The organism is Nonomuraea sp. NPDC054003 (assembly GCF_055585125.1).
Genome location: NZ_JBVJKR010000004.1, coordinates 407,375 through 433,384, shown reverse-complemented (window position 1 = coordinate 433,384; position 26,010 = coordinate 407,375). Strand labels below are relative to the sequence as shown.

17 protein-coding genes and 1 pseudogene are annotated in these 26,010 nt (G+C 71.3%); 7 read left to right on the top strand and 11 right to left on the bottom strand.

Annotated features, from left to right (window positions below; translation table 11 throughout):
* Positions 1-38: 38 nt before the first annotated feature.
* Both ACZ6YG_RS12575 and ACZ6YG_RS12570 read right to left on the bottom strand, forming a co-directional pair.
* Positions 39-1,184: an amidohydrolase family protein gene (locus ACZ6YG_RS12575; protein ID WP_148031982.1), complete on the bottom strand. Its 1,146-nt coding sequence runs from the start codon at positions 1,182-1,184 to the stop codon at positions 39-41.
* Between the two features lie 50 nt (positions 1,185-1,234).
* Positions 1,235-3,361, bottom strand: coding sequence for an anthranilate synthase component I (locus tag ACZ6YG_RS12570; RefSeq protein WP_466018042.1), 2,127 nt, complete (start codon positions 3,359-3,361; stop codon positions 1,235-1,237).
* A gap of 232 nt (positions 3,362-3,593) precedes the next feature.
* Between ACZ6YG_RS12570 and ACZ6YG_RS12565 the strand changes: the two genes are divergently transcribed.
* The 4 genes from ACZ6YG_RS12565 (at position 3,594) to ACZ6YG_RS12550 (ending at position 11,373) form a co-directional block, all read left to right on the top strand.
* Positions 3,594-5,033, top strand: a complete 1,440-nt coding sequence (locus tag ACZ6YG_RS12565; RefSeq protein WP_466018041.1) for a glycosyltransferase family 39 protein — start codon at positions 3,594-3,596, stop codon at positions 5,031-5,033.
* A 127-nt stretch (positions 5,034-5,160) separates the two neighbouring features.
* A complete protein-coding gene (locus ACZ6YG_RS12560; protein ID WP_466018040.1) occupies positions 5,161-8,661 on the top strand; it encodes a S8 family serine peptidase in 3,501 nt (1,166 codons plus the stop codon).
* Positions 8,662-8,773: 112 nt separating this feature from the next.
* Complete coding sequence (locus ACZ6YG_RS12555; RefSeq protein ID WP_466018039.1) at positions 8,774-10,363, top strand: CocE/NonD family hydrolase; 1,590 nt, start codon at positions 8,774-8,776, stop codon at positions 10,361-10,363.
* The gene (locus tag ACZ6YG_RS12550; RefSeq protein WP_466018038.1) at positions 10,345-11,373 is read left to right on the top strand and encodes a helix-turn-helix transcriptional regulator; all 1,029 of its coding nucleotides are present in this window, start codon (positions 10,345-10,347) and stop codon (positions 11,371-11,373) included. Before ACZ6YG_RS12555 ends, ACZ6YG_RS12550 begins: the two co-directional genes overlap by 19 nt.
* Here the strand turns inward: ACZ6YG_RS12550 and ACZ6YG_RS12545 are convergent.
* On the bottom strand, positions 11,364-12,254 hold the full coding sequence (locus tag ACZ6YG_RS12545) for an SDR family oxidoreductase (RefSeq protein ID WP_466018037.1): 891 nt from the start codon (positions 12,252-12,254) through the stop codon (positions 11,364-11,366). The two genes, ACZ6YG_RS12550 and ACZ6YG_RS12545, sit on opposite strands and share 10 nt — an antisense overlap.
* 61 nt (positions 12,255-12,315) lie before the next feature.
* On the opposite strand from ACZ6YG_RS12545, the gene ACZ6YG_RS12540 reads away from it, so the two are divergent.
* Complete coding sequence (locus ACZ6YG_RS12540; protein ID WP_466018036.1) at positions 12,316-14,391, top strand: alpha-glucuronidase; 2,076 nt, start codon at positions 12,316-12,318, stop codon at positions 14,389-14,391.
* Here ACZ6YG_RS12540 and ACZ6YG_RS12535 read toward each other — a convergent pair.
* From ACZ6YG_RS12535 to ACZ6YG_RS12505, 7 genes are all read right to left on the bottom strand, one after another.
* Positions 14,385-15,077 carry a hypothetical protein gene (locus tag ACZ6YG_RS12535; RefSeq protein ID WP_466018035.1) on the bottom strand — a complete coding sequence of 231 codons (693 nt, stop codon included), beginning with the start codon at positions 15,075-15,077 and terminating at the stop codon, positions 14,385-14,387. The genes ACZ6YG_RS12540 and ACZ6YG_RS12535 overlap by 7 nt on opposite strands.
* A gap of 4 nt (positions 15,078-15,081) precedes the next feature.
* Positions 15,082-16,719, bottom strand: a complete 1,638-nt coding sequence (locus ACZ6YG_RS12530; RefSeq protein WP_466018034.1) for an ABC transporter substrate-binding protein — start codon at positions 16,717-16,719, stop codon at positions 15,082-15,084.
* Between the two features lie 36 nt (positions 16,720-16,755).
* Positions 16,756-17,634 carry a carbohydrate ABC transporter permease gene (locus ACZ6YG_RS12525; protein ID WP_466018033.1) on the bottom strand — a complete coding sequence of 293 codons (879 nt, stop codon included), beginning with the start codon at positions 17,632-17,634 and terminating at the stop codon, positions 16,756-16,758.
* Positions 17,628-18,164 carry an ABC transporter permease subunit gene (locus ACZ6YG_RS12520; RefSeq protein ID WP_466018032.1) on the bottom strand — a complete coding sequence of 179 codons (537 nt, stop codon included), beginning with the start codon at positions 18,162-18,164 and terminating at the stop codon, positions 17,628-17,630. Before ACZ6YG_RS12520 ends, ACZ6YG_RS12525 begins: the two co-directional genes overlap by 7 nt.
* A complete protein-coding gene (locus ACZ6YG_RS12515) occupies positions 18,161-18,613 on the bottom strand; it encodes a hypothetical protein (protein WP_466018031.1) in 453 nt (150 codons plus the stop codon). Before ACZ6YG_RS12515 ends, ACZ6YG_RS12520 begins: the two co-directional genes overlap by 4 nt.
* Positions 18,613-21,093 carry a beta-xylosidase/alpha-l-arabinosidase gene (locus ACZ6YG_RS12510; protein WP_466018030.1) on the bottom strand — a complete coding sequence of 827 codons (2,481 nt, stop codon included), beginning with the start codon at positions 21,091-21,093 and terminating at the stop codon, positions 18,613-18,615. The genes ACZ6YG_RS12515 and ACZ6YG_RS12510 overlap by 1 nt, the downstream gene beginning before the upstream one ends.
* Before the next feature lie 247 nt (positions 21,094-21,340).
* Complete coding sequence (locus tag ACZ6YG_RS12505; protein WP_397196834.1) at positions 21,341-22,348, bottom strand: LacI family DNA-binding transcriptional regulator; 1,008 nt, start codon at positions 22,346-22,348, stop codon at positions 21,341-21,343.
* A 159-nt stretch (positions 22,349-22,507) separates the two neighbouring features.
* Between ACZ6YG_RS12505 and ACZ6YG_RS12500 the strand changes: the two genes are divergently transcribed.
* Positions 22,508-24,529 (top strand): beta-galactosidase, encoded by a 2,022-nt coding sequence (locus ACZ6YG_RS12500; RefSeq protein WP_466018029.1) that lies wholly within the window; start codon positions 22,508-22,510, stop codon positions 24,527-24,529.
* A 94-nt stretch (positions 24,530-24,623) separates the two neighbouring features.
* The gene (locus tag ACZ6YG_RS12495; protein WP_466018028.1) at positions 24,624-24,959 is read left to right on the top strand and encodes a helix-turn-helix domain-containing protein; all 336 of its coding nucleotides are present in this window, start codon (positions 24,624-24,626) and stop codon (positions 24,957-24,959) included.
* A 70-nt stretch (positions 24,960-25,029) separates the two neighbouring features.
* Here the strand turns inward: ACZ6YG_RS12495 and ACZ6YG_RS12490 are convergent.
* A pseudogene (locus ACZ6YG_RS12490) lies at positions 25,030-25,889 on the bottom strand (transposase family protein).
* Positions 25,890-26,010 lie beyond the last annotated feature (121 nt).

The following is a 26,010-nucleotide window of genomic DNA, read 5'->3' as shown; positions in this document are numbered from 1 at the left end:
ATGACGGCATCCAAGCAAACCACAGGCGAGGGCCGGGCTCACAGGCGGTAGACGCGGCGGGCGTTCCCCGCGCCGATCATGTGGGCGATCCTGGCGGCGTCGGCGGCGCTCCACTCCCCCGCGTCCAGCCGGGCCTTCAGCGCCGCGCCGAGAGCGCGCCGGAAGTAGACCGCCCCCAGGTGGCACGTCTCGGCCAGCTCGCGGCAGCCGGACCCGTACAGCTGCTTGTGGAACGGGGCCAGCTCCAGCAGCTCGGCCAGCACCCGGGGCGACCCGGCGCCGGTGTGGGCCAGGGCGAGCCCGACGTCCACGTACACGTGCGGGAAGGCGTGCGCCAGATAGGCGGCCTGGCGCTGGTACGGATAGCAGGTGAGCAGGACGACCGGCACCCCGGCCGGCTGCAGCGCCCGGATGAAGCCGGTGAGCAGGGCCGGGTCGGCGAGGTGCGGCCCGGCGTCGCAGGCGCCGAGGCCGGCGTGGATCTGCAGCGGCAGCCCGCGCTCCCTGGCCACGTCGGCGGCCGACCAGAGCAGGTGGCGGGCCAGCGCGGGCTCGGCGAGCGGCTGCTTGGGGTCGGCGAGCCGCCGGTTGGCGGCGGCGAGCACCGCGCCCCGGCTGGGCCTCGCGGGGTCGAGGCCGAGGCCGCACAGACCGGCCACCACGGTCTTCAGCGCGACCGCGCGGGCGGCGCGGGCGGACAGCTCGTCGCCGAGGCTGTCGAGGTAGTCGACGGCGACGCCCGCCATCTCGGCGACGTCCTGCTCGATCTGCTCGATCCTGACGACCTCGCCGGCGGCGGCCTCGCCGCCGGACCCCATCTCGGCCGCCGTCAGCAGGTCGGCGCCCTCGGGGCCGGTGTCGACGAGGAAGGCCGACACACCGGACGCCCGCAGCAGGAGCCGGTTGACCTCGGCCGCGCCCAGCTCGGCCCGGCGGGACAGGTAGATGGGCGGCGGCGCGTGCGGCTCCAGGCCGAGCACGGGCGCGCACCAGCGCCGCACGGCCGCGCCGAGCGGGGTGTCGAAATGGGTGGTGCCGGGCGGGGCCGGGCTGCCGCCCTCGTTGAGCAGCAGCTCGAACCGCCCGCGGGTCAGCTCGTCGCGGCGCACCCCGTGGCAGGCGTGGTCGACGAGCGGGGCGAGCAGGGCGTCACGCACCGTGTCGGGCAGGTCTACGGGGAGCATGCGGGAGACTCTAGGCGGTCCCCGCACGCGCCCGCGGACGTTTTACCCACTCACCGGCGGCACAGGCGCAGCACGTTCCTGATCACCTTGGCCCCGGCGCCGTCCTCGGCGGTGAGGATCGACTCCGGGTGGAACTGCACGCCGAAGCGGCGCCGGTCGAGGTCCTCGATCGCCATGACGTTGCCGTCGGGGGTGACCGCGGTCGGGGTGAAGCCGACGACACCGGGCCGCTTGGCGTGCAGCGAGTGGTAGCGGGCGGCGGTGAACTCCTCGGGCAGCCCGTCGAGCAGCACGCCGGCGCCGAGCCGGGAGACCTGCCCGCGCTTGCCGTGCTCGGGGTAGTCGAGCAGTTCGAGCGTGCCGCCGGCGTGCTCGACCATCGCCTGCAGGCCCAGGCAGACGCCGAACACCGGCAGGTCGCGGGCGTAGATCTGGTCGATGAGCGCGGCCGTGCCGAAGTCGGCGGGCCAGCCCGGGCCGGGCGAGAGCACCACCAGGTCGGGGCCGATCTCGTCGAGCATCTCCGTCGGGAAGCCGTGGCGCAGCGTCACCACGTCGGCGCCCTCCTGGCGGAAGTAGTCGGCGAGCGTGTTGACGAAGGAGTCCTCGTAGTCGACGAGCAGCACCTTCATGCCCAGCCCCGGCTGCTCCCTGGCCGGGGTCTCGGCCACGGTGTCGGGCGCGCCGACCGCGGCGAGCGCGCCGAGCAGGGCGCTGGCCTTCAGCTCGGTCTCGCGCTCCTCGGCCTCGGGGTCGGAGTCGAACAGCAGGGTGGCGCCGGCCCGCACGGTGGCCAGGCCGTCCTTGATCTGGGCGGTGCGCAGGGTGAGGCCGGTGTTCATGGAGCCGTCGAAGCCGATGAACCCGATGGCGCCGCCGTACCAGCGGCGGGTGGTGGCCTCGTGGTCCTCGATGAACTGCATGGCCCAGGTCTTGGGCGCGCCGGTGACGGTGACGGCCCACATGTGGGTGAGGAAGGCGTCCAGCGCGTCGAACTCGGGGCGCAGCCGGCCCTCGATGTGGTCCACGGTGTGGATGAGCCGCGAGTAGAGCTCGATCTGACGGCGGCCGATGACCTTGACCGTGCCGGGGACGCAGATGCGCGACTTGTCGTTGCGGTCGACGTCGGTGCACATGGTCAGCTCCGACTCCTCCTTGACGCTGGTCAGGAGGGTGCGGATGGCCTCGGCGTCGCCGACCGGGTCGGCGCCGCGGGCGATGGTGCCGGAGATCGGGCAGGTCTCGACCCGGTCGCCGCTGACGCGCACGTACATCTCGGGCGAGGCGCCGACGAGGTGCTCGCCCTCGCCGAGGCTGATGATGAACTCGTACGGGGCGGGGTTGCTCTTGCGCAGCCCGCGGTAGAAGCCGGACGGGTCGGCGCAGGTGGCGTGGAAGACCTGGCCGGGCACCACCTCGAACAGGTCGCCGCGCTTGAACCGCTCCTTGGCCGCGGCCACGACCTCTGAGTACTGGCCCCTGGGCGGGTTGGGCGGCACCTCGGCGGGGGCGACCTGCGGGCGGGCCTCGCCGGTGCGCTCCAGGCCGCGGGTGCTCCGGCCGTCGACGGTGAACTCGTAGCGGCGCTCGAAGCAGGTCTCGCGCTGGCGGTCGATGACCACGAGCCGGTCGGGCAGGTGGAGGACGAGGTCGCGCTGGTCGGCGGGGCGGTCGAGCCGGTGCTTGATCGGCTCGAACTGGAAGGCGAGGTCGTAGCCGAACGCGCCGTAGAGCCCGAGGTGCGGGTCGGCGCCCTTGAAGGTCGCGATGACCTCGCGGATGGCGGTGAAGACGGTGGGCCGGCGGCTGCGCATCTCCTCCGGCAGCAGGTCCTCCGACTCCGGGACGTGCACCTGCACGAAGTCGGCGGTGGGCTCGCCGACCGGCTTGCCCGCGGCGAGCAGGCAGGAGGCGACGGCGGGCAGCACGACCCGGCCGCGCTCGTTGAGCGCCCTGGCCGAGATGGTGCGGCCCTTGGCGACCAGCTCCACGCAGGGGTCGACGTAGCCGAAGGCCCATCGGCTGTAACGGCCGGGGTAGTCCATGCCCGAGGAGAACGCGCCGCCGCGCCGCTCTCCCAGAGCCGTCACGATCTCTTCGAGCGCGTCCTCGGACACCTCGCGCACCTCGAGCTCGACGTCGATGCCCTTGGCGGTGGTATATCCGCTCGTCTCCACTGCTGCCCCTTCGCGCACTTCGATCAACGAGCCCCGGGGCGAACACGACAAAGGCCGCCGAACCGGGGCGGCCTGCCAGAGGGTATGCGAAATCTTCGCGCCGCCTAGGAGCGGCGCCACCACTGAAGCTCGGCGTGAGTTCGCATGAGGCAAGGCTACTCCGGGCTGTCAAGATCGCGCAACGCGACGCGCAGGTGGCACGAAGGATCTACGGCGCATAGGTTGGATCGTCATGGACAGCCCCCTCGCGTGGCGGCCGGTCACCGCCGTCTCCGCGGTCCTCGTGACGCTGCTGCTGGCACTGAGCCCCCGCTACGGCTACCACCGCGACGAACTGTACTTCCGGGCACTCGCGGACTACCCGGACTGGGGGTACGTGGACCAGCCGCCGTTCACGCCGATGGCCGCCAGGCTGTCCATGGCGCTGTTCGGCGACTCGCCGACCGCGCTGCGGGTGCTGCCCGCGCTGGCGGCGGCGCTGCTGGTGGTGCTGACGGCGCTGATCGCCCGCGAGCTGGGCGGGGGCGGCGCGGCGCAGACCCTGACCGCGGCCGGCACCGCGACGGGCGCCTACACGCTGATCGCCGGGCACACACTGCTCACCGCGAGCTTCGACCTGCCGATCTGGGCGGCGGCCATCCTGTTCATGCTGAAGGCGCTGCTGCGCGACGAACGCTGGTGGCTCGCGGCCGGCGCGGTGATCGGCGCGGCCACGTACAACAAGCTTCTGATCGTGATGCTGGTGCTGGGGCTCGCGGCCGGGCTGCTGGCCGCGGGGCCGCGGCGGCTGCTGGCGAGCCAGTGGCTGTGGGCGGGGGCGCTGGTCGCGGCCGTGCTGGCGCTGCCGAACTTCGTCTACCAGCTCACCCACGACTGGCCGCAGCTGAAGATGGCGGCGGGGCTGAGCGAGGGCGACGGCGACACGATGCGGCTGCTGTTCACGCCGATGCAGCTGCTGCTGTTCGGGCCGGTGGTGGCGGTGATCGCCGGCTTCGGGTTCGTGCGGCTGTGGCGTGACCGGCGGGTGCGGGCGCTGGCCGTCGCCTATCCGGCGGCCGCGGTGGTGACGGTGATCAGCGGCGGCCGGTTCGACTACACGGCGGGGCTGGTCCTGCTGCTGTTCGCCGCGGGCTGCGTGACGGCGGAGTCGGCGGGGCGGGAGAAGATCAAGTCGGCGGGCCTGTCGCTGGCGGTCAACGGGCTCGGCAACGCGGTGATCACACTGCCGCTGGTGCCGCTGACCATGCTGGCGAGCACGCCGGTGCCCCTGATCAACGAGGTGGCGCGCGAGTCGATCGGCTGGCCGGCGTTCAACGCGGCCGTCACCGGGGTCCTCGACTCGCTGCCGCCGGACGAGCGCCGGCGCGCCGTCGTGGTCACGGGCAACTACGGGGAGCACGGCTCGCTCGTGCAGGGCGGCCTGACGCGGGTCTACTCCGGCCACAACCAGCTCTGGGAGTACGGGCCGCCGCCGGACGACGGGGACCCGGCGATCATCGTGAACGTCGGCAGGATGCGGCGCGACCTGCAGTACTCCTCCTGTGAGGTGCGTGCCAGGGTCGACAACGGGCTGGGGCTGGACAACGAGGAGCAGGACATGCCGGTGTTCCTGTGTCAGGGGCTGCGGCAGCCGTGGACGGCGACCTGGCATCGGTGGCAGCAGTTCGACTGACCACATTACATTTTGTGACATACCGCGCATTGTCAGGATTTTCTCTTGCAATCCCGACAAGGTCTCTTCACTCTTCTCCACAGAGCCGTAAAGATCAGCTCTTTCCCGCTGGTGTGAAGGAGAGCCGGTGCCCAACACCCCCCGCTGGCGCGCGCTCCTGACAGGAGCCGTCGCCGCATTAGCCATGATCGTCCCGAACGGAGTGGCCCAAGCGGCGCCCCCTCCGGACAAAATCAACAAGTCGGTCCAGGCTCAGCTGGACAGCGAGGACAAGGCCACCTTCTGGGTGCGGATGAAGGACGACGCCGACCTGAGCGGCGCCCGCCGGGCCACCGGCAAGCACGACAAGGCCGAGCGGGTCTACGAGGCCAAGACCGAGAAGGCCGACGCCTCGCAGGCCGGTCTGCGCAAGCTGCTGGACCAGCACCGCGCCGAGTACACCCCGTTCTGGATCGTCAACGCCGTCAAGGTGACGGCCGGGTCGAAGCTGGCGGCGGAGATCGCCGGGCTGCCCGAGGTGGAGCGGATCGAGCCGGTCCGCACGCTGACGCTGCCCAAGCCGGAGCCGGCCAAGGCCGAGGCGCGGGTGAACGCGGTCGAGTGGAACATCGACCGGGTCAACGCCCCGCGCGTGTGGGAGGAGCTGGGCAACCGCGGCGAGGGCATCGTGGTGGCCAACATCGACACCGGCGTCCAGTTCGACCACCCCGACCTGCGGGACGCGTACCGGGGCAGGAACCCGGACGGCACGGTCACCCACGACTACAACTGGTTCGACCCCGCGGGGGTCTGCCCGACGGCGGTGCCGTGCGACAACAACGGCCACGGCACCCACACGATGGGCACCATGGTCGGCGCGAACGGCATCGGCATGGCCCCGGGCGCGCGCTGGATCGCGGCCAAGGGCTGTGAGGTCAACACCTGCACCGACGCCTCGCTGCTGGCCTCCGGCCAGTGGGTGCTGGCGCCGACCGACGCGAACGGCGAGAACCCGCGCCCCGACCTGGCCCCCGACATCGTCAACAACTCCTGGGGCGGCGACGGCTTCGACCCCTGGTACAAGGAGACGGTCGAGGCGTGGGTCGCGGCGGGCATCTTCCCGGCGTTCTCCAACGGCAACGAGGGCCCGTCCTGCCAGAGCAGCGGCTCGCCCGGCCAGTACGAGATCAGCTACAGCGCCGGCGGGTTCGACGTGAACAACGCGCTGTACGTGAACTCCAGCAAGGGCGCGGGCGAGAACGGCGAGATCAAGCCGAACATCGCCGCCCCGGCCGTGAGCGTGCGCTCCTCCGTGCCCGGCGGCTACGCGGCCGGCACCGGCACCTCGATGGCCTCGCCGCACGTGGCGGCCACGGTCGCGCTCATGTGGTCGGCCTCGCCGGGGCTGCACGGCGACATCGCCGCCACCCGGCCGCTGCTCGACAGCACGGCCGTGGACGTCGCCGACACCAGCTGCGGCGGCACGGCCGCCGACAACAACGTGTGGGGCGAGGGCCGGCTCGACGCCTACGCCGCGGTGCGGGCCACGCCTCAGGACAGCCTCGGCGGGCTGACCGGCGCGGTCACCGCGGGCGGGCAGCCGGTGGCCGGCGTGACGGTCACGATCGACGGCCCGACCGACCGCACGCTGGTGACGGGCGACGACGGCGCGTTCTCGTTCGTCCGCCTGCTGCCCGGCGAGTACCAGGTGACGGCCGCGAAGTTCGGCTACGAGAGCGGCACCGCGACCGCGACCGTCACCGGCGACCAGACCACCACCGTGGACCTGACCATGACCGCGGTCGCGGCGGGCACGGTGTCCGGCACGGTCACCACCGCGGGCGCGCCGGAGCCGGACGCCCGGGTGACGGCCTCGGGCACGCCGCTCAGCGCGGTGACCGACGCCTCCGGCCGGTACGAGCTGACGCTGCCGCGCGGCGAGTACGAACTGGTCGTCACCCCGGTGTCGCGCTGCTCCGCGGGCGCCACCGTGTCCGTGACGGTCGACGGCGACGTGACCAGGGACGTCGAGCTGCCGCTGCGCGGTGACAACTTCGGCTACACCTGCCGCGCGGGCGCCGAGCCGTACGTCGCGGGCACCGAGAAGCTGGCGCTGACCGGCGACGACGAGGCGGTCCAGGTGACGCTGCCGTTCCCCGTCCCGTTCTACGGCACCGGCCAGAGCCGGGCCTGGGTCGTCACCAACGGGTTCCTCACCTTCGCCGAGGCCCGGCTGACCACGCCGAGCAACAGCCGCCTGCCGAGCACGGGCACCCCGAACAACGCCGTCTACCCGCTCTGGGACGACTTCATCGTGGACGCGGAGAGCGGCGTGTACACGGGCGTGGTCGGGACGGCTCCGCACAGGCGGTTCGTGGTGGAGTGGCGCGACGTGAAGTTCTACGCCGACCAGAACCTGCGCGTGTCGTTCGCGGCCCTGCTGGGCGAGGACGGCTCGATCGGCTTCCGCTACAAGGACATGGAGACCGATAGGGAGCGGGGCGCGTTCGGCACCGTCGGCGTGGAGAACGCCGCCGGCAACGACGCGCTGCTCTATCTGTACGAGGAGCCCGCCCTGGCCGCCGGCCAGGGCGTGACCATCACGGCGAGCAGGCACGGCCTGGTGACGGGCGTGGTGTCCGACGCCAACGACGGCGACCCGCTGCCCGGCGCGACGGTGCGGATCGGGGACGTGGCGACGTTCACCACCGGCGCCGACGGCTCCTTCTACGGCCAGGTGCTGGCCGGCGACTACGACGTGGAGGTGTCCAAGGAGCACTACGGCACGTTCACCCGGGCCGTGACGGTGGCCCCGGCCACGGTGCAGCGGATCGACACGGCGCTGGTGACCGGGCGGGTGGCCGCCTCGGCCGCCGAGCTGACCGTGGTGATGCCGCAGGGCCAGAGCAGGACGCGCACGATGGAGCTGACGAACCTCGGCTCGCCGACCCCGTACACGATCACCACGGATCCGGCGGGCGGCTGGCTCGGCGTCACCCCGGCCTCGGGCACCCTGGCCACGGGCCAGAAGGCGACGCTCAGGGTGACGGTGTCGAGCGACGGCGTGCAGCCGGGCTCGACCCGGGCCGGGAAGCTCCTGGTCAGGTCGGCCAGCGGGCGGCAGCCGGTGATCGAGATCACGGTGACCGTCGTGGTTCCGAGGCACCAGGTGGCGGTGGACGTGGGCGCCACCCGCGGCTCCACGGACGCCGCCGGTGACGCCTGGACGCCGGACCGGCGCTACAGCGCGGGCTCGCACGGCTACGTCGCCACCTCCTCCGCCACCCGCAGCACGAACAAGACGATCAAGGGCACCGAGGACCAGGCGCTGTTCAGGACCGCCCGCGAGCGGATGCTGGAGTACCGCTTCGACGCCGTGCCCAACGGCGTCTACACGGTCGAGCTGGACTTCGCCGAGATCCGGAACATGGCCATGGGGCGGCGGGTGTTCGACGTGCTGGTCGAGGGCCAGCTCGCCATCCCGGCCCTGGACCTGGCCCTGGAGGCGGGCACGTACACGGCGGTGAGCAGGCAGTACACGGTGCGGGTCACCGACGGCCAGCTCAACGTCAGGTTCGCGACCCGTGACGGGGCGACGATCGTCAACGCGATCCGCGTCTCGGAGCGGCCGGACAAGACCGCGCCGTAGCGGCCGCGCGGGGGCGGCGCCCGCCGCCGCCCCCGCGCACCCCGGTCCGTCCGGCCGGATCGGCCGGGCTCCGGGCTACCGCCTGCGCGGCCACGTATGTTACTGGTAGGTAATGCGACGCGTACGTGTCCACCGTGACATCCCCGTGCGGATGCCCGACGGCGTCACCCTGCTGGCCGACCGCTACGTCCCCGCCGGGGCGGAGCGGGCGCCGGCCGTCCTCATCCGCTCCCCGTACGGCCGCCGCGGCCTGTTCGGGCTGCTGTACGGGCGCGGGTTCGCCTGGCACGGCTTCCAGGTGGTGATGCAGAGCTGCCGGGGCGGCTTCGGCTCCGGCGGCGATCTCGACCCGCTCGGCCACGAGCACGACGACGGCCTGGCGACGATCGCGTGGATGCGCGAGCAGCCCTGGTACGGGGGCTCGTTCGCCATGTTCGGCCCCTCCTACCTGGGGTTCACCCAGTGGGCCGTGGCCCCGTACGCGGGCCCTGACCTGAAGGCGATGGCCACCCAGATCACCGCCTCCCAGTTCAGGGACGCCGCGTACGTGGGCGGCGCGTTCGCTCTGGAGTCGGCGCTGAGCTGGACCACGCTCACCGAGCACATGGGCCGCCGCTTCGGCGGCGCGGCCGGGCTGACCGCGCCGCGGGTGACGCGGCGGGCCGTGCTGTCGGGGCGGCCGGTGGGCGAGCTGGACCTGGCGTCGGCGGGCCGGCCGCTCCGCTTCTACCGCGACCTGCTGGCGCACCACGCCGACCCGGCGCCGTACTGGACCCGGCGCGACCACTCCCCCAAGGTCGGTGAGGTGGACGCGGCGGTCACCATGCTCGGCGGCTGGTACGACGTGTTCCTGCCGTGGCAGCTCAAGGACTACGCGGCGTTGCGGGCGGCGGGCCGGCGGCCGTACCTGACGATCGGCCCCTGGTACCACATCGACGCCCGCCACATCGGCCCGTCGATGGCCGAGTCGCTCGCCTGGTTCCGCGCCCACCTGCTGGGCGACGTCTCCGGGCTGCGCGACCAGCCGGTGCGGCTGTACGTGACGGGGGCCGAGGAGTGGCGCGAGTACCCGGACTGGCCGGTGCCCGGCCTGCGGCGGCGGCGCTGGCACCTGCAGCACGGCTTCGGGCTGGGCACGGACGGGCCGCTGGAGTCGGAGCCGGACCGGTTCCGCTACCACCCGGACCATCCGACGCCGGTGATCGGCGGCCCGGTGCTGCTGGCCGACTCCCGGCCGCGCGACCAGCGCCGCCTGGAGGCCCGGCGCGACGTGCTCGTCTACAGCTCGCCCCCGCTGGAGTCCGACCTGGAGATGATCGGCCCGGTCAGCGCGGAGCTGTACGTCCGCTCCAGCACCCCGTACGCGGACGTGGTCGTCCGCGTGTGCGACGTGCACCCGGACGGGCGATCGATGAACGTGTGCGAGGGCGTGCGCCGCCTGGGCCCGCTGGACGCCGATACGCTGGGGGACGTGCGCAGGGTACGGGTGGAGCTGTGGCCGATCGGCCACCGGTTCAGGCGGGGCCACCGCGTCCGCGTGCACGTCGCCGCGGGCGCCTATCCGACGATCGCCCGCAACCCCGGCACCGGCGATCCGCTCACCCATTCCGGCGGGCCGATGGTGCCGAGCGACGTCGAGGTCTTCCACTCCCCCGATCACCCGTCCGCCGTGATCATGCCGCTGTGCGCGCCGCCCGGCTGATGTCGCTCGTGCTGCTGCTGCAGGGCCGCGGCGGCATGACGGCGGCGGAGCTGGCCCGCGAGCTGGAGGTGTCGGAGCGCACCGTCCACCGCGACGTACTGGCGCTGTCCTCGGCCGGCATCCCGGTCTACGCCGACCGGGGGCGCGGCGGCGGCTACCGGCTGCTGGAGGGATACCGGACGCGGCTGACCGGGCTGGACCGGGCGGAGGCCGAGGCGCTGTTCCTGTCCGGCGTCCCGGGCGCGTTGCGCGAGATGGGGCTGCAGGAGGTGGCGGCGACGGCCCGGCTCAAGGCCGCCGCCGCGCTCTCCCCGGGGCTGCGCGACGCCCCCGCGACGGCCGCGCAGCGCTTCCACCTGGACGCGCCCGGCTGGTTCGCGCACGACTCCCCACCGCCGCCGCAGCTCGCCCCACTGGCCAGGGCGGTGTGGGGTGACCGGCGGGTGACCGCCGGATACAAGGGACGCACGCGCACCCTGGAGCCGTACGGGCTGGTGCTCAAGGCGGGCGCCTGGTACCTCGCGGCCCGATCCCCGTCCCCACCATCACCGAAACCAGGACCGGGACCGTCGCCCGGGCCGGGGCCGTCATCGGCACAGCCGCAAGGGCAGTCGGCGGGGCAGGCGCGCTTCCTGTTGTTCCGGGTGGACCGGTTCGGCGAGATCACCGTGCGCGACGACGTGTTCGTCCGGGATCCGGGCTTCGACCTGGCCGCGTTCTGGACCGAGCAGTCGGCCGCGTTCGGCCACTCGCTGCTGCGGACCTCGATCACGCTGCGGCTCACCGAAGCCGGGCTGCGGATGCTGCGGCACGTCGCCGACCCGGCGGCGCTGCCGGACGCGGTGGCCTCACTTCAGCCCGACGGTACGGTGCGGCTCGGCGTGGAGTCGATCGAGATCGCGTACTCGCAGGTGCTGCGTTTCGGGCCGGAGGCGGAGGTGCTGGAGCCGGCGGAGCTGCGGTCGATGGTCGCGGAGGCCGCCGCCCGTATGACGGCGCTCTACCGGTAGTCGTCCGGGTTCGGCTGCTTGCCGCCGTCGGTGTCGGCGATGAACCGCCACACGTCGGGGCGGCTGCCGTCCACGTCGGTGAAGCCGTACTCCTTGGCCAGCGTGCCGCTGTCGACGGACTTGCCGGACCAGCGCGCCCGGTCGGGGTCGGTGGCCAGGGCGGCGACGGCGCGGCCCGCGTACGCCGGGGTCTCCGAGACCGCGAACGACGGCTCCTGCTCGGCCCCGTCGCGCCAGTTCTCCTCGGTGACGCCGAAGTTCTCCAGCATCGCCTCCGAACGCAGGAACCCCGGCGTGAGCGCCACCGCCGTGCCGCCGTGCGGGCGCAGTTCGTGCGCCTGGCTGAAGGCGAGCCGGTTCACCGACATCTTGACCAGGTCGTAGTAGAGGTTCTCCCGGTAGCGGGGGGCGTTGAAGTCCCAGGTGCCGTCGGTGACCTCGACGACCAGGCCGCCCTTGTTCCTGATCAGCAGCGGCAGCGCGTGGTGGCTGGTGATGAGGTGGGTGTGCACGCCCAGGCTGAGCATCCTCAGCCCCTTCTCCAGGTCCTGCTCCCAGACCGGGGTGTTCCAGCTCCAGAGCTTGTCGCCGCCCCAGACGTCGTTCACCAGCACGTCGAGCCGGCCCTGCTCGCGGTCGATCCGCTCGACCAGGGCCTTGACCTGGGCCGGATCAAGATGGTCCACCCGCACGGGGATGCCGGTGCCGCCGGCCTCCGTCACCAGTTCCGCCGTCTCCTCGATCGTCTCGGGCCGGTCCATCTCCGAGCGCCGCTCCCGGGTCGTCCTGCCGGTGCAGTAGACCGTCGCGCCGGCGGCGCCGAGTTCGACGGCGATGCCACGTCCTGTTCCGCGGGTCGCGCCCGCCACCAAAGCAATCATGCGACCAGGTTTCCCGGAAAAGAGGACATCCACTGTCATGTTTTCTCGATAGATTCTTCTCATGACGGACGTCCATCCGGCCTGGTTGCCTCCCGAGGCGTTCCGGGCGATCGGATCCCGGCGGGTCCTCGTACGCGGGGACGGGCCGCTCGCCGGCACGGTCCGCGACGAGGTCGCGCGGGCCTGCGCCCGGTTCGGCGGGAGCCTGCGCGAGGACGGGGATGCCGACCTGGTGCTGGCCACGGCTGACCGCCTCCCGCACCGCGCGCTGGCGGTGCTGGCAGATGCGGAGGCCGCCCCCGGCCGGGCGCCGCTCCCGGCGGGCGGCGCGCCCGGAGAGGACGGGGCGTTCCTGACCGGGCGCATGGTGATCGCTGGGCCGGGCGGGGACGAGGCGTTCCTGGTCGGGCGGCACGGCGGGGTGACGGTGGTGGCGGGCGGGGGGCCGGCCGGGCTGCTGTACGGGCTGTTCCATGTCGTCCGGCTGGGCGAGCGGGCGTTCGGCGCCGACTTCCCGGCCGAGCGTCATCGGCCCGCGATGCGGCGGCGGATGCTCGACCACTGGGACAACGTGGACGTGCATCCCGTGATGGGGCAGGTCGAGCGCGGGTACGCGGGCGGTTCGATCTTCTGGGCGGACGGCGGCCCGCGCGGCGACCTGGACCGGGTGCGCGCCTACGGGCGGCTGCTGGCCGCCGCCGGCGTCAACGCGGTCGCGGTGAACAACGTCAACGTGCACGCCACCGAGGCGCGGCTGCTCACCGACCGGCTCGGCGACGTGGCCGCCCTCGCCGGCGCGCTGCGCCCGTACGGGATCAGGGTCCATCTGTCGGTCACCTTCGCCGCGCCCGTCGTCCTCGGCGGGCTGTCCACCGCCGACCCGCTGGACGAGGACGTGCGGGCCTGGTGGGCGGGGGCGACCGCGCGGGTGTACGAGGCGATCCCGGATTTCGGCGGTTACCTGGTCAAGGCCGACTCTGAAGGGCAGCCGGGGCCGTTCGCCTATGGGCGCAGCCACGCCGACGGGGCCAACCTGCTGGCCGGCGCGCTCGCCCCGTACGGCGGGGTGGTGCACTGGCGGGCCTTCGTCTACGACCACCGGCAGGACTGGCGCGACCGTTCCACCGACCGGGCGCGGGCGGCCTACGACCACTTCGCGCCGCTCGACGGAGAGTTCGCCGGGAACGCGGTCCTCCAGGTCAAGCACGGGCCGATCGACTTCCAGGTGCGCGAGCCGGTCTCGCCGGTGATCGCCGCGATGCCGCGCACCCGGCTGGCGGTGGAGCTGCAGGTGACGCAGGAGTACACCGGGCAGCAGCGGCACGTCTGCTACCTGGCGCCGATGTGGCGTGAGGTGCTCGGTTTCGAGCCGTGGGGTCCCGGCGGCCGGACGGTGGCCGGCGTCGCCGGCGAGCTGGTGGCGGTCTCGAACGCGGGCGACGACCCGTACTGGACCGGGCATCCGCTCGCGCAGGCCAACCTGTACGCGTTCGGGCGGCTGGCCTGGGACCCGGGGCTCGGCCCGGCGGAGATCCTCGACGAGTGGATCGGCCTGACCTTCCCGGACACGGCCGACCGCCTGCGGGAGCCGCTGCACGCGATCGTGGACGGTTCGTGGGAGACGTACGAGCGCTACACGGCGCCGCTCGGCGTCGGCTTCATGGTCCGGCCCGGTCACCACTACGGCCCCGACGTGGACGGCTACGAGTACACGCCGTGGGGCACGTACCACTTCGCCGACCGCGACGGGGTCGGCGTGGACCGGACGCGCGCCACCGGCACGGGCTGCACCGGCCAGTATCCGGAGCCGTGGTCGGAGGTGTACGAGTCGGCGGAGCGGTGCCCGGACGAGCTGCTGCTCTTCTTCCACCACGTCCCGTACGGTCACGTGCTGCGCAGCGGGAAGACGGTCATCCAGCACATCTACGACACCCACTTCGCCGGCGCCGAGGAGGTCGCGGAGCTGCGGCCCGTCTGGGACGGGCTGGCCGGGCTGGTGGACCCGGCGCTGCACGCCCGGGTGCGCGAGCTGCTGGACGAGCAGCTCCGTTCCGCCCGGGAATGGCGCGACCAGATCAACACGTACTTCTTCCGCAAGTCGGGCGTGCCCGACGCGCACGGCCGCCGCATTCACTGACCGGACACGAAGCGCTCGCGGATCTCGGCGATCATCGGCCGGCTGTTGCGCAGCAGCCCCGCCGCGAACGCGGACGCCAGCGCCAGCGGCGCCAGCTCGGTGGCCACCAGGGTGAGCCCGCCCGCCACGACCAGCAGGCACGCGTTGCCCAGCGTGGCACCCGGGCACCGGGCCAGGAAGTACGAGGCCAGCCGGGCGACGTCCACAGCCCTGAACCGGAACAGCGACGCGATCACCAGCGCGTTGGCGGCCCACAGCGCGGCCGCCACCGCGACGGCGACCAGCAGGGCCGCCCACCACCCCGGCACCCCGGCGGCGGCGAAGTGCGCCAGGTTGACCCCGACCACGGTCATGCCGGCCAGCCACGGCGCCCAGACCTTCAGCACGTCGGCGGCGTTGGCCCGGTAGCCGCGCAGGAACGCGGCCGCCGGTGACAGGTCCGCCAGGCCGGCGCCGCGGTGGCGCAGCGCGTACAGCGCGGCCGACAGCGCCGGGCCGGCCGGCAGCGCGCAGAGCGCGTACAGCGGCAGGTTGCTCGCGTCGCGGTCGAGCAGCACCAGCCCGGCCAGGCCCGGCGCGGTGGCGGCCAGCAGCAGCAGCTCGACGACCAGCATCGTGTAGATCAGGGCGGCGGCGCGCGAGAGCGGACCTTCTCCGAACCGCCGCCCGGCGGTCACCTCGCCCATCGGCTCAGCCGTGCTCCTTCTTGAACCGGTCCGCGGCGGCGTTGACCAGGTCGATGTAGGTGGTCATGTTCTTGGCTTCGAGTTCCTTGACGTAGGCGTCCCACTCGGCCAGGTCGCGCTCGCCGAGGATGAACTTGAGCGTGTTCTGGGTGACGTGGTCCTTCAGCGGCGTCTCCCAGAGGGTCGACCGCTCGCGCTCCTCGTCGGTGAAGGGGTGCGGCGGGTCCACCGGCCACTGCTTCCTGGCGTTCATCACGTTCTGGAACTCCAGCTCCTCCTCGGAGAAGGTGGACTGCAGCAGCTTGGTGGTGCCGCCGTAGGCGAACACGCCGTTGCCGAAGCCGAAGTCCTTCTGCAGGTGCTTGGAGGCGCCCGGGTTGAGGCCGACCATGTCGATGTCGTCGGCGAGCTTGTAGGCGCCGGCGGAGTCCTTGGTGTACGTGGTGCCCTCGACGCCCCACTTGGCGAACTCCTGGCCATCGTCGGAGTACCACAGCCAGTCGATGAACTGCATCATGGCCACGAAGTTCGGGTTGTCCTTGGCCTTGCTGGAGATCATGATGCCGTTCTCCAGCCGGGTGCCGATCTTGTAGTCGCCGACCGGGCCCATGGGCACCGGGATCTTGGCGACCTTGGCCCCCTCGACCGTCTTCTCCAGCGGCCCGCGGTAGTCGTTGATCAGGCTCTGCGCGTTGGTGCTGATGACGAAGGACTTGCCGGAGGTGAACTTCTGCTTGGCCTGCTCGTCCTGCTGGGTGAAGCTCTCCGGGTCGATCAGCTTCTCCTTCACCAGCTTGTGCAGGTACTCGATCATCTGCTTGTACTGCGGCATGGCGCCGGTGAAGGCGAACTTGCCGGCGGCGGGGTCCCAGGTCGCGTGCAGGTACTCCCAGCCGCCCCTGGTGCCGTACGCCTGGGCGACGAGCTTGAACAGGTTGCCGCCCGGGGTGGGGTCGCCCCACCGGTCGGTCATCGGGTACTGGTCGGGGTACTCCTCCTTCATCGCCTTCAGCACCGTGTAGAGGTCGTCCCAGGTGGCCGGGACCTCCAGGCCGAGCTTCTCCATGATGTCGGTCCTGACGGCCAGCGTGTAGTCCACCCAGACGCTCTCGTGCATGCCGGGCAGCAGGTAGAAGCGGCCGTCGGCCTGCCTGCGCGTGTTCAGCTCCGGTTCCATCCGCCACCTGGCGACCTTGTCCTTGAAGTGCGGCATCAGGTCGAGGTAGTCGCTGACCGGCAGGATGGCGCCGGAGGAGACGAAGGTGTCCTCCTGCCCGGGGTAGGTCTTCGGGATGATGAGCGGGGCCTGGCCGGAGCCCACGAGCAGGCCGCGCTTCTGCTCGTAGTCGCTGAGCGGCACCTCGACGGGCTTGAGCGTCACGTTCGTCCGCTTGGTGAGCTCTTCCCAGAACAGCCAGTCGTTCTTGTTGGGGTAGAACGAGTGGTTGTTGTAGAGCACGTCGAAGGAGATCGGCTCGGTGGCCTTGAACTGCTGGCCGACGCCGTAGTTCGCCATCGCGCCCGCCCTGTTCGCGGACGTGTCGGCGGCCTTCGGGGCCGTGCCGTCCTCGCCGCAGCCGGCGAGCACGAGCGTGAACGCGCCCAGTCCGATGATCGCCTGACGTCGTGAGATGTCGCGCATGGGGGGACTCCTTTGCCGTGGGGGTGGGGTTGCGGTCTATCCCTTGACCGCGCCGAGCATGACGCCGGAGACGAAGTACCTCTGGACGAAGGGGTAGACCGCCAGGATGGGCAGGACGGTGAGCATGATCGCCACCGACTGGATGTTCGACGCCGCCTGCGTCACGTCACCGGCCGCGAGGCCGTAGGAATCCGAGGTGGTGGCCCCGGCGATGAGGTTGCGCAGGTAGATGGTGACCGGGAACAGCCGCTGCTCGTGCAGGTAGAGGAACGCGGTGAACCAGGAGTTCCAGAACGAGACCGCGTAGAAGAGCACCATCGTGGCGATGACCGCCTTCGACAGCGGCAGCACGATGCGCCACAGGATGCCGTAGGTGCCGAGGCCGTCGATCGCGGCGGCCTCCTCCAGCTCGGTCGGCAGGTTCTCGAAGAACGCCTTCATGACCAGGAGGTTGAAGACGCTGATGGCGTTGGGCAGGACGATGGCCCAGATGGAGTTCGTCAGCCCGAGGCTGTTGATCAGCACGTAGTTGGGGATCAGTCCGCCGGAGAAGATCATGGTGAAGACGGCGATCCAGATGAGGACCGTGCGGCCCTTGAGGTGCCTCTTCGACAGCACGTACGCGTAACACGTCGTCATCACCATGGCGATGGCCGTGGCGACGACGGTGTAGACCACCGTGTTGCGGTAGTTCGTCCAGAACATCGCGTCCGACATCAGGACTTCGTAGGTCGACAGGTTGAACCCGCGCGGGATCAGGTTGACCTGCCCGGTGACGATGTACCGTTCCTCGCTGAACGAGCGGGCGATGATGTTGACGAACGGATACAGGGTCACGACCACGACGCCGGTGAGGATCACCGCGTTGATCCACCGGAACACGCGGTAGCCGGGGCTGTCGTCCAGCTTCACCACAGGCTCGTCCCTACTGTGCGGCGGGAGATCACGTTGGCCGAGGTGATGAGCACGATCCCGATCAGCGCCTCGAACAGGCCGATCGCGGCGGCGTAGCTGAGGCTGCTGGACTCGACGCCCATGCGGTACAGGTACGTGGTGATCACGTCGGCGGTCGGGTAGGTCAGCGGGTTGTACAGCAGCAGGACCTTCTCGAAGCCCACGGCCATGAAGGTGCCGATGTTGAGGATCATCAGCGTCATGATCGTGGGGCGGATGCCGGGCAGGGTGACGTGCCAGATCTGCCGCCAACGGCCGGCGCCGTCGATCCGCGCCGCCTCGTACAGCTGGTCGTCGATGGTGGTCAGCGCGGCGAGGTAGAGGATCGTCCCCCAGCCGACCGTCTGCCACATCTCGGACGTGACGTAGATCGTCCGGAACCACTCCGGCTTCTGCAGGAACGGTACGGGCTCCTCGCCGACCACCTTGAGCAGCTGGTTGATCGGGCCGTCGACGGCCGTCATCTGCATGACGATGCCGGCCACGATCACGATGGACAGGAAGTGCGGCAGTAGGACACCGACTGCAGGAACCGCTTGAGCTTGCGGGTGCGGATCTCGTTCAGCAGCAGCGCCAGCACGATCGGCAGCGGGAAGCAGAACAGCAGCGTCAGGCCGCCGAGGACGAGCGTGTTGGTGAACACCGTCCAGAACGTCGGGTCGTCCAGGAACATGCGCACGTAGCGCAGGCCCACCCACTCCTCGCCGAACAGGCTGCCGCCCGGCTCGAACTTGCGGAACGCGATGACGTTGCCGATCATCGGCACGTACCTGAAGACCAGGAAGAAGGCCAGCGGCAGCAGCGCCAGCGTGTACAGCTGCCAGTCGCGGCGCAGCGCCCGCCGCCACGTGGTGCGCGGCGCCGCCGGCGGCTTCCCCCCGTCGCGGCGGGCCCGGCGCGGCTCGCGCGTGTCCGGCGGGACCGTGTCGGTTGCGCTCATCAGACCTCCGGTGCTCCGTCCCGGCGGCCCACGCCGGTCATGCCGCGCTCGACGCGGACCGTGGGTTGCAGGCGCCGTTCGCGGGCGACCTCGCGTTCCTCGCCTGTCAGGCGTAACGGGAGCGCCGCCGCCACGTCCGCGCTGGAGCGGGACAGGCGCAGCTCGACGTCGCCGGGCTCGACGATCCGCCTGCCGCGCACGCCGGTGAACGACGCGAGGTCGGCGTGGACGGTGAAGGTGACGCGGGCGGCCTCGCCGGGCTCCAGCGGTACGCGGGCGTACCCGATGAGGCGGACGACCGGACGGGTGGTCTGGGCGACCGGGTCGTGCAGGTAGAGCTGGACGACCTCGGTGCCGGACCGCTCCCCGGTGTTGCGGACGGTGACGGCCACGACCGTCTCGCCGTCGACGGGCCACTCGCCGCCGCTCTCGGCCCCTGTCCACTCGAAGGTCGTGTAGGTCAGTCCGTGCCCGAACGGGAACGCGGGTGTCGGGTCGACGGACGACACGTCGGTGCGCCGTCCCAGCGGCGGGGTCAGGTAGGTGGCCGGCAGCCCGCCCGCGTCGCGGGGCACGCTGACCGGCAGCCGCCCTGACGGATTCACCGCGCCGGTGAGCACCTCGCTGACGGCTCGACCGCCGAGCTGGCCAGGGAAGAAGCCGAACAGCACGGCCGCGGCCGCGTCCGTCTCCGGCCCGAGCGCGTACGGGCGACCGGCGAGCAGCACCAGCACCACCGGGGTGCCCGTGGCCAGCACGGCCCGCACCAGCTCCGCCTGCACGCCCGGCAGGCTCAGGTCGGTCGCGTCGCACCCCTCGCCGGAGGTGCCGCGCCCGAACAGCCCGGCCCGGTCGCCGACGGCGAGCACGCACACGTCGCTCTCCCTGGCGACGGCGACGGCCGCCGCGATGCCTCCGGTGTCCTCTCCCCTGACGTCGCAGCCCGCCGCGTACGTGAGCCCGGGGATCCGTTTCGCCAGCTCCTCGCGCAGCGACGGGATCTCCAGCCCGAGCCCCTGCCCGGGATGGTGCGGACCCACGTGGTTGGGAAAGGCGTAGCAGCCGAGCATCGCCATCGGATCGTCGGCCACCGGCCCCACCAGAGCGACGCGCCGGCCGGGAGCCAGCGGCAACACCCCGCCGTTCCTCACCAGCACGACGGACTGCCGAGCCAGCCGCAGAGCAAGCCCCCGAGACCCCTCGTCATCAAGCCTCAAACCACCACGACCCCCGGCACCCTCCTCCTCCCCGCCATCACCCCCATGATCGGAAACCCTCTCGGCCACGCCGTCGTCCGCACGACCCGGAGCTTGCGCGTCCGTCCCGTAGCCCAGGGCTTGGGGGGCCGGGATCGGTTGCCAGTCCTCGTCGAGCAGGCCGAGTTCGGCCTTCTGGGTCAGGACGCGGCGGAGTGCGCGGTCGATCAGCGCCTCGCTGACCGCGCCGGACTTGACGGCCTCGACGAGCGGCCCGCCGTACGTGTCGACGGTGGGGAGTTCGACGTCGATCCCGGCGCGCAGCGCGAGCCCGGCCGCCTCCGCCCCGTCCCCGGCCACCCCGTGCAGGCTCTGCAGGAACCGGACGGCGAAGTAGTCGGCGACCACCGTGCCGGTGAAGCCCCACTCATCGCGCAGCAGCCCGGTGAGCAGGCTCTCGTCGGCGGCCACGGGCACGCCGTCGATCTCCGCGTACGAGTTCATGACCGACCTGGCGCCACCCAGCCGCAGCGCCATCTCGAACGGCGGCAGCACGACGTCGGACAGTTCGCGCGGCCCCATGTGCGCGGGAGCGTGGTTGCGTCCGCCGCGGGAGGCGGCGTAGCCGGCGAAGTGCTTGAGCGTGGCGACGATCCCGGCGCCCTCCAGGCCGCGCACGTAGGCGGCGCCGATGCTGCCGGCCAGGTAAGGGTCCTCGCCGATGGTCTCCTCGGTGCGCCCCCACCGGTAGTCGCGGGTCACGTCGAGGACCGGCGCGAGTCCCTGGTGCACGCCGGCCGCGCGCATGGAGCGGCCGATCCGTCCGGCCATCTCCTCGATGAGCCCCGGGTCGAAGGAGGCGCCCCAGCTCAGCGGCGCCGGGTACACGGTCGCCCGCCAGGCGGAGAAGCCGGTCAGGCATTCCTCGTGCACCTGGGCCGGGATGCCGAACCGGTTGGCCGCCATGATCTCCCGCTGGGAGGCGTCCAGGGACCGGGCGCCCGCCGCCGGGTCGACCGGGGCGGTGCCGTACGGGCGGGTGAGCTGGCCCAGGCCGTGGCGGATGACCGTGGCCCAGTCGACGACGTTCATGTCCGCCTGGCGCGGGGCGACGCCGTCCCCCGATGGGTCGGCGCCGGCCCAGACGCCGACGAGCTGGGCGATCTTCTCTTCCAGCGTCATGAGCGGGACGAGGGCGTCGGCCCGCTCGGCGGGCGTCAGCCTCCGGTCCCGCCAGGGGGAGCTCGTGCCGGGCGTGGTGTCGGGGGGTGACTGGCCCGTCATGCCATCCTCTCGGCCGGGCGGCATACGGAAACCGTGATGCCGGACTTTGCCGAAAATTTTCGGAGACCCGTTAATATTTCGGCAACTTAGGGCGCGCGTCGAGAGGTGTCAAGAGGGCAGTCGGAGCCCGGCCGTACCAGGCGATGCGCACCTGCGGCAACGTCCGGGGCGGGGCTCGTTCTCCAGAAACTTTCAGAGGCCCGTGCGAGGGGTGACGCCCGCCCGCATGATGCCGCCGTACGACGAGTCAGCCGGCGGGAGAAGCGGTGCTGCTCCGGACGACGAGACTCGTGGCGAGCTCGATGCGGGTGCCGGTGGAGCGCGGGTGCGTGAGCTCCTCGTGGACCAGCCGGATCGCCTCGTTGGCCATCTCGTCGAGCGGCTGGCGCACGGTGGTGAGCGGGGGCGTCATCATCTCGCACGGCGGCGAGTCGTCGAAGCCGACGACGGACAGCTCGTGCGGCACGCGGATGCCGCGCTCGGCGGCGGCCTGGTAGACGCCGGCGGCCTGCGGGTCCGACCCGGCGAAGACCGCTGTCGGCCGGTCGGGGCGGTCGAGCAACTCGCCGCCGTGCAGCCGGCCGCCCGAGATCAGGAAGTCGCCGTAGCGGGTCAGGGCCGGGTCGGGGTCGATGCCGAACGTGCGGTGCGCGGCGAGGTAGCCCTCGTAGCGGTCGAGCGTGCACTGCTTGTCGAGCGGGCCGCCGATGAAGCCGATGCGCCGGTGGCCGAGCTCCAGCAGGTGGGTGGTCGCCTGGACGCCGCCGGCCCAGTTGGTCGCGCCGACGGCCGACAGCCCCAGCTCGCGCTGGCCGACGGGGTCGAGCAGGACCAGCGGGACGTGCAGCAGGTCCTTGATCGCCTCGATCTCCTCCTGGCCGGCCCGCGACAGCACCAGCACGATGCCGTCGGTGCCGCGCTTGCGCAGCATGCCGACCCAGCGCCGCCGGTCGAAGTCGGGGCGGTAGGAGGAGGTCACCACGAGCGAGAAGCCCCAGCGCGCGGCCGCCGCCTCGGCGCCCTCGATGAGGACGTGCGCCCAGGGCGAGCCGAGGCCGTTGATGAGCAGGTCGACGATGCCGGCCCGGGGACCGCCAGGCGGGCGCGGCGGCTCGTAGCCGTGGGCCCTGGCCGCCTCCAGCACCCGGTCGCGGGTGGTGGGCGAGACGTGCTTGCGGCCGCTCAGGACCTTGGAGACCGTGGGCACGGAGACACCGGCGGTCGCGGCGATGTCGGCGAGCGTGGCGCGTTGCACGGAACCCCCTGGGAGCGCTCGCGGCGCTGTTGACAGGGCCGCGAAGCGGAGCCTACCGTAACGAAACATTGGACGGCCAAATTTCCGGCAACTCCTACTGAAACTTTCTGATGCCCTGTGGCATCGATGGGCGGCTGGTTGGGGAGCGCAATGTCTCGTATGGCCGCGTTCAGGAGTCGCGTCGGCGGGCTGGCGTACGGCGGTGACTACAACCCCGAGCAGTGGGACCCGGCCGTGTGGCGCGAGGACGTGCGGCTGATGCGCGAGGCCGGAGTCAACGTCGTCTCGCTGGGTGTCTTCGCCTGGGCCTCACTGGAACCGGAGCCGGGCACGTACGAGTTCGGCTGGCTCGACGAGGTCATGGACCTGCTGCACGGCAACGGCATCGCGGTCAACCTGGCCACTCCGACGGCCGCGCCGCCGGTCTGGCTGACCCACCTGCACCCCGAGGTCTTCCCGATCATGGCGGACGGGGAGCCGTTCGGGTTCGGCAGCCGGCTGCACTACGACCCGTCCTCGCCGATCTACCGACGGTACGCTGCGGCGATCACCACCAAGCTGGCCGAGCGGTATTCGTACCATCCGGCGCTGGCGATGTGGCATATCAGCAATGAGTACGGGCCTACCGCGTACAACCCGGCCAGTTCCGTGGCTTTCCGGGAGTGGCTGCGGCGGAGGTACGGGTCCCTCGACGCACTCAACGAGGCGTGGACCACCCGGTTCTGGGGGCAGGTCTACACGTCCTGGGAGCAGATCGAGGTGCCGAACATCCCGCGGTCGTGGTCTAATCCGGCGCGGCGGCTCGACTTCAAGCGGTTCACGTCGGATGCGCTGCTGGAGTGTTTTGTCGCCGAGCGGGACATCGTCCGGTCGTTCCGGGATGACATTCCGGTCATGACCAACTTTATGCGCTTTTATCGCAACGCCGACTACTGGCGCTGGGCGCCGGAGGAGGACGCGGTCGCCCTCGACATCTACCCCGACCCGGCGGACCCGACGTCGCACGTGTCGGCCGCCTTCCAGTACGACCTGTTCCGGTCCTTGAAGGGCGGTCAGCCGTGGATGCTGATGGAGCAGGCGGCCTCGGCGGTGAGCCAGTGGAAGCTCAACGTCGTCAAGGAGCCGGGGCGGATGCGGCTCGGGTCGCTGCAGGCGCTGTCGCGGGGCGCGGACTCGGTGATGTTCTTCCAGTGGCGGGCCGGCCGGGGCGGCCAGGAACGCTTCCACTCGGCGATGCTCCCCCACTCGGGGCCGTCGTCCCGTACCTTCCGTGAGGTGGTGGAGCTGGGGCGGGAGCTCCGGTTGCTGTCGGGGGTCGCCGGGACCTCGTCTCGGGCCGACGTGGCGATGCTGTTCGACTGGAACGGGTGGTGGGGGTTGGAGGAGACTTACGGGCTGCCGCGGAATGACTTCAGCTATGTGGACACGGTGATGCGGCACTACACGCCGCTGTGGCGGGAGCATGTGCCCGTGGATGTGGTGTCCACCTCCAGCGATCTGTCCCCGTACAAGGTGCTGATCGTTCCGAACGCTTACCTGATCGATGATGCCGGGGTATCTGCCATCCACGACTTCGCCCGCAACGGCGGGACGGTCATCATGTCGTTCTTCTCCGGCGTGGTGGACTCGTGCAACCGGGTCCGGCCTGACGGCTATCCGGGGGCGTTCCGTGAGCTGATCGGGGCCAAAATCGACGAGTACTGGCCGGCTCGCCCTGATGAGACCTTCACCGTGGAGTCCCCCGACGGCCGGGTGACCACGTCGACCTGGTGGCGCGAAGACCTCCACCTGGAAACCGGCAAGCCCCTGGCGGTCTACCAGGACGGGCTCCTCGCGGGCCGCGCCGCCATCGTCGAGAACGCGTTCGGCTCAGGCCGGGTCGTCTACTTCGCCACCTTGTTGGAGGAGCCGGCCTTCGGGGAAATGCTGGTGGAGGCGGTACGGGCGGCGGGTGTGGGATCGCCACTCCCCGGTGTTCCCGCGCACGTGGAGTGCACGATCAGAGGGGACAAGTACCTCTTCCTCCTCAACCACAGCACCGAGACCGCCACCGTTCCGCTAGCGTTCTCCGGCACAGACCTGCTGACCGGGGAGCAGGTGGCGGAGGAAATCGTCCTGGGTCCCCTGGGTGCGGCGGCGATCGATCTCGTCGGCGACCAGCGCCGAGACGTCGAAAAGTAGAGTAAAGGTCCGGCTGGTATAGGCGGGCCATCCCTCGTGCCGAAGAGCTGTATGCGAAGTACCTGGCCGAACGCGAGGCGGAGGATAAGGACCGATGACGAGTTTTCCCAAGTGGAGTGACGTCCGCGCCGACATCGTGGCCACCTCCGGCGGCGAGGAGGCCGTGGCTGAGGCCCGGCGGCGGAATCAGGCCTACATCGACGGCTACCGCCTGGCCGAGCGGCGCAAGAGCCTGGGCCTGTCGCAGACCGAGGTCGCTGACCTGATGGAAGTCACCAAGAGCCGCGTCTCGCAGATTGAACGCGGCGAGGTGTCCACGCTGGAGGCCATCGCCCGCTACGTGCAGGCCCTCGGCGGGCAACTCCAGATCTCGGCAGTCTTCGGCGATGACCTGTACATCATGCGCGGCACCGACACCCACGCCGCATAACTTGAACACCCTCATCCGCACAGGCTGCCCAGGTGGAGCATCTCGGGCGCGACCACTCAGTGAGCGGTTGTTAGTAACCAAAGATCACTTTATGGGATGGCGACAGAGGCCAATCGCGCTTACGGTGAAGCAGGACCAGTGCCGCTTGGGTGATCTTCCCGATACGCCAGAGGTCGAGACTTGACCCGGCGTAGCGCCTTGAACGTGACAGTGAGCAGGGCGTTGGCAGGTTCACTGGCTCCGCACAGGCTGCGTAGGAGTTGGTTGTAGGGGTGCGCTGATCGTAGCTCGGCTTGTGCTGGCCGGCCTTCTTCTTGATCGGGACGTGGACGATGCCGGCGGCGCCTTCGTAGCCGAGGTCGGCCAGACTCGGCGGGCCTGTGCGGACGGCGGCAGCGCGGTGACGGTGCCATGGTGGCGGGCGCAGATCATTGTGTTCGCGGCCGGGTCGTACGTCGGAGACCCACAGCGGCCAGCCGTCGGGAGCGGAGATGACCGGGATGTTGCCGCGTGGTGCTTGTGCTTTCCGGACCACCACAGGCCAGCGCCGTTGAGTCCGGGGGTGGCAACGCGGTCGGTGGCGATGACGATGCCGTCGAGCTTGACATGGGTCAGGCCCGCTTCCTGGGCCGCACTCAGGGCTTGGTGCAGGTCCGGGGCATGTGCGGCCAGGACATCTATGCCCTCGCGCAGGTGGCGGTAGGCGATGGTGCCGCCGATGCCGTGATCGGCCGCCCATTGCGGGACCGGGTGCCGTCGCAGAACCAGCGCAGGATGAGGATGGCCTGGGCGAAGCAGCCAGGTGCCCCGGCGGCGGCGTTCCGCTTGCAGCAGGGCGGACAGGAACAGCACGGTCTGGCGGCGTACGTCGAGGGTCGCCGAGTATGTGACATTGGTGGCCGCGTGAAGCCTCTGATTGATGAAGTTGATCTCTAGTCAAGACCACTTCTATCAGGGGCTTCACGCATGTCGCTCAGGGGTCGGCGGCGTACCGGCGCAACGATCACTACGCGGAGCGACGAACAGTTACAAAGAACAGCTCAGCGACGGA

Excerpts from the sequence above, each read along its gene's own strand:
- ACZ6YG_RS12575 (WP_148031982.1), bottom strand. The coding sequence starts at position 1,184 with ATGCTCCCCGTAGACCTGCCCGACACGGTGCGTGACGCCCTGCTCGCC.
- ACZ6YG_RS12565 (WP_466018041.1), top strand. The coding sequence starts at position 3,594 with ATGGACAGCCCCCTCGCGTGGCGGCCGGTCACCGCCGTCTCCGCGGTC.
- ACZ6YG_RS12555 (WP_466018039.1), top strand. The coding sequence starts at position 8,774 with ATGCGACGCGTACGTGTCCACCGTGACATCCCCGTGCGGATGCCCGAC.
- ACZ6YG_RS12545 (WP_466018037.1), bottom strand. The coding sequence starts at position 12,254 with ATGATTGCTTTGGTGGCGGGCGCGACCCGCGGAACAGGACGTGGCATC.
- ACZ6YG_RS12540 (WP_466018036.1), top strand. The coding sequence starts at position 12,316 with ATGACGGACGTCCATCCGGCCTGGTTGCCTCCCGAGGCGTTCCGGGCG.
- ACZ6YG_RS12535 (WP_466018035.1), bottom strand. The coding sequence starts at position 15,077 with ATGGGCGAGGTGACCGCCGGGCGGCGGTTCGGAGAAGGTCCGCTCTCG.
- ACZ6YG_RS12530 (WP_466018034.1), bottom strand. The coding sequence starts at position 16,719 with ATGCGCGACATCTCACGACGTCAGGCGATCATCGGACTGGGCGCGTTC.
- ACZ6YG_RS12515 (WP_466018031.1), bottom strand. The coding sequence starts at position 18,613 with ATGAGCGCAACCGACACGGTCCCGCCGGACACGCGCGAGCCGCGCCGG.
- ACZ6YG_RS12510 (WP_466018030.1), bottom strand. The coding sequence starts at position 21,093 with ATGACGGGCCAGTCACCCCCCGACACCACGCCCGGCACGAGCTCCCCC.
- ACZ6YG_RS12500 (WP_466018029.1), top strand. The coding sequence starts at position 22,508 with ATGGCCGCGTTCAGGAGTCGCGTCGGCGGGCTGGCGTACGGCGGTGAC.
- ACZ6YG_RS12495 (WP_466018028.1), top strand. The coding sequence starts at position 24,624 with ATGACGAGTTTTCCCAAGTGGAGTGACGTCCGCGCCGACATCGTGGCC.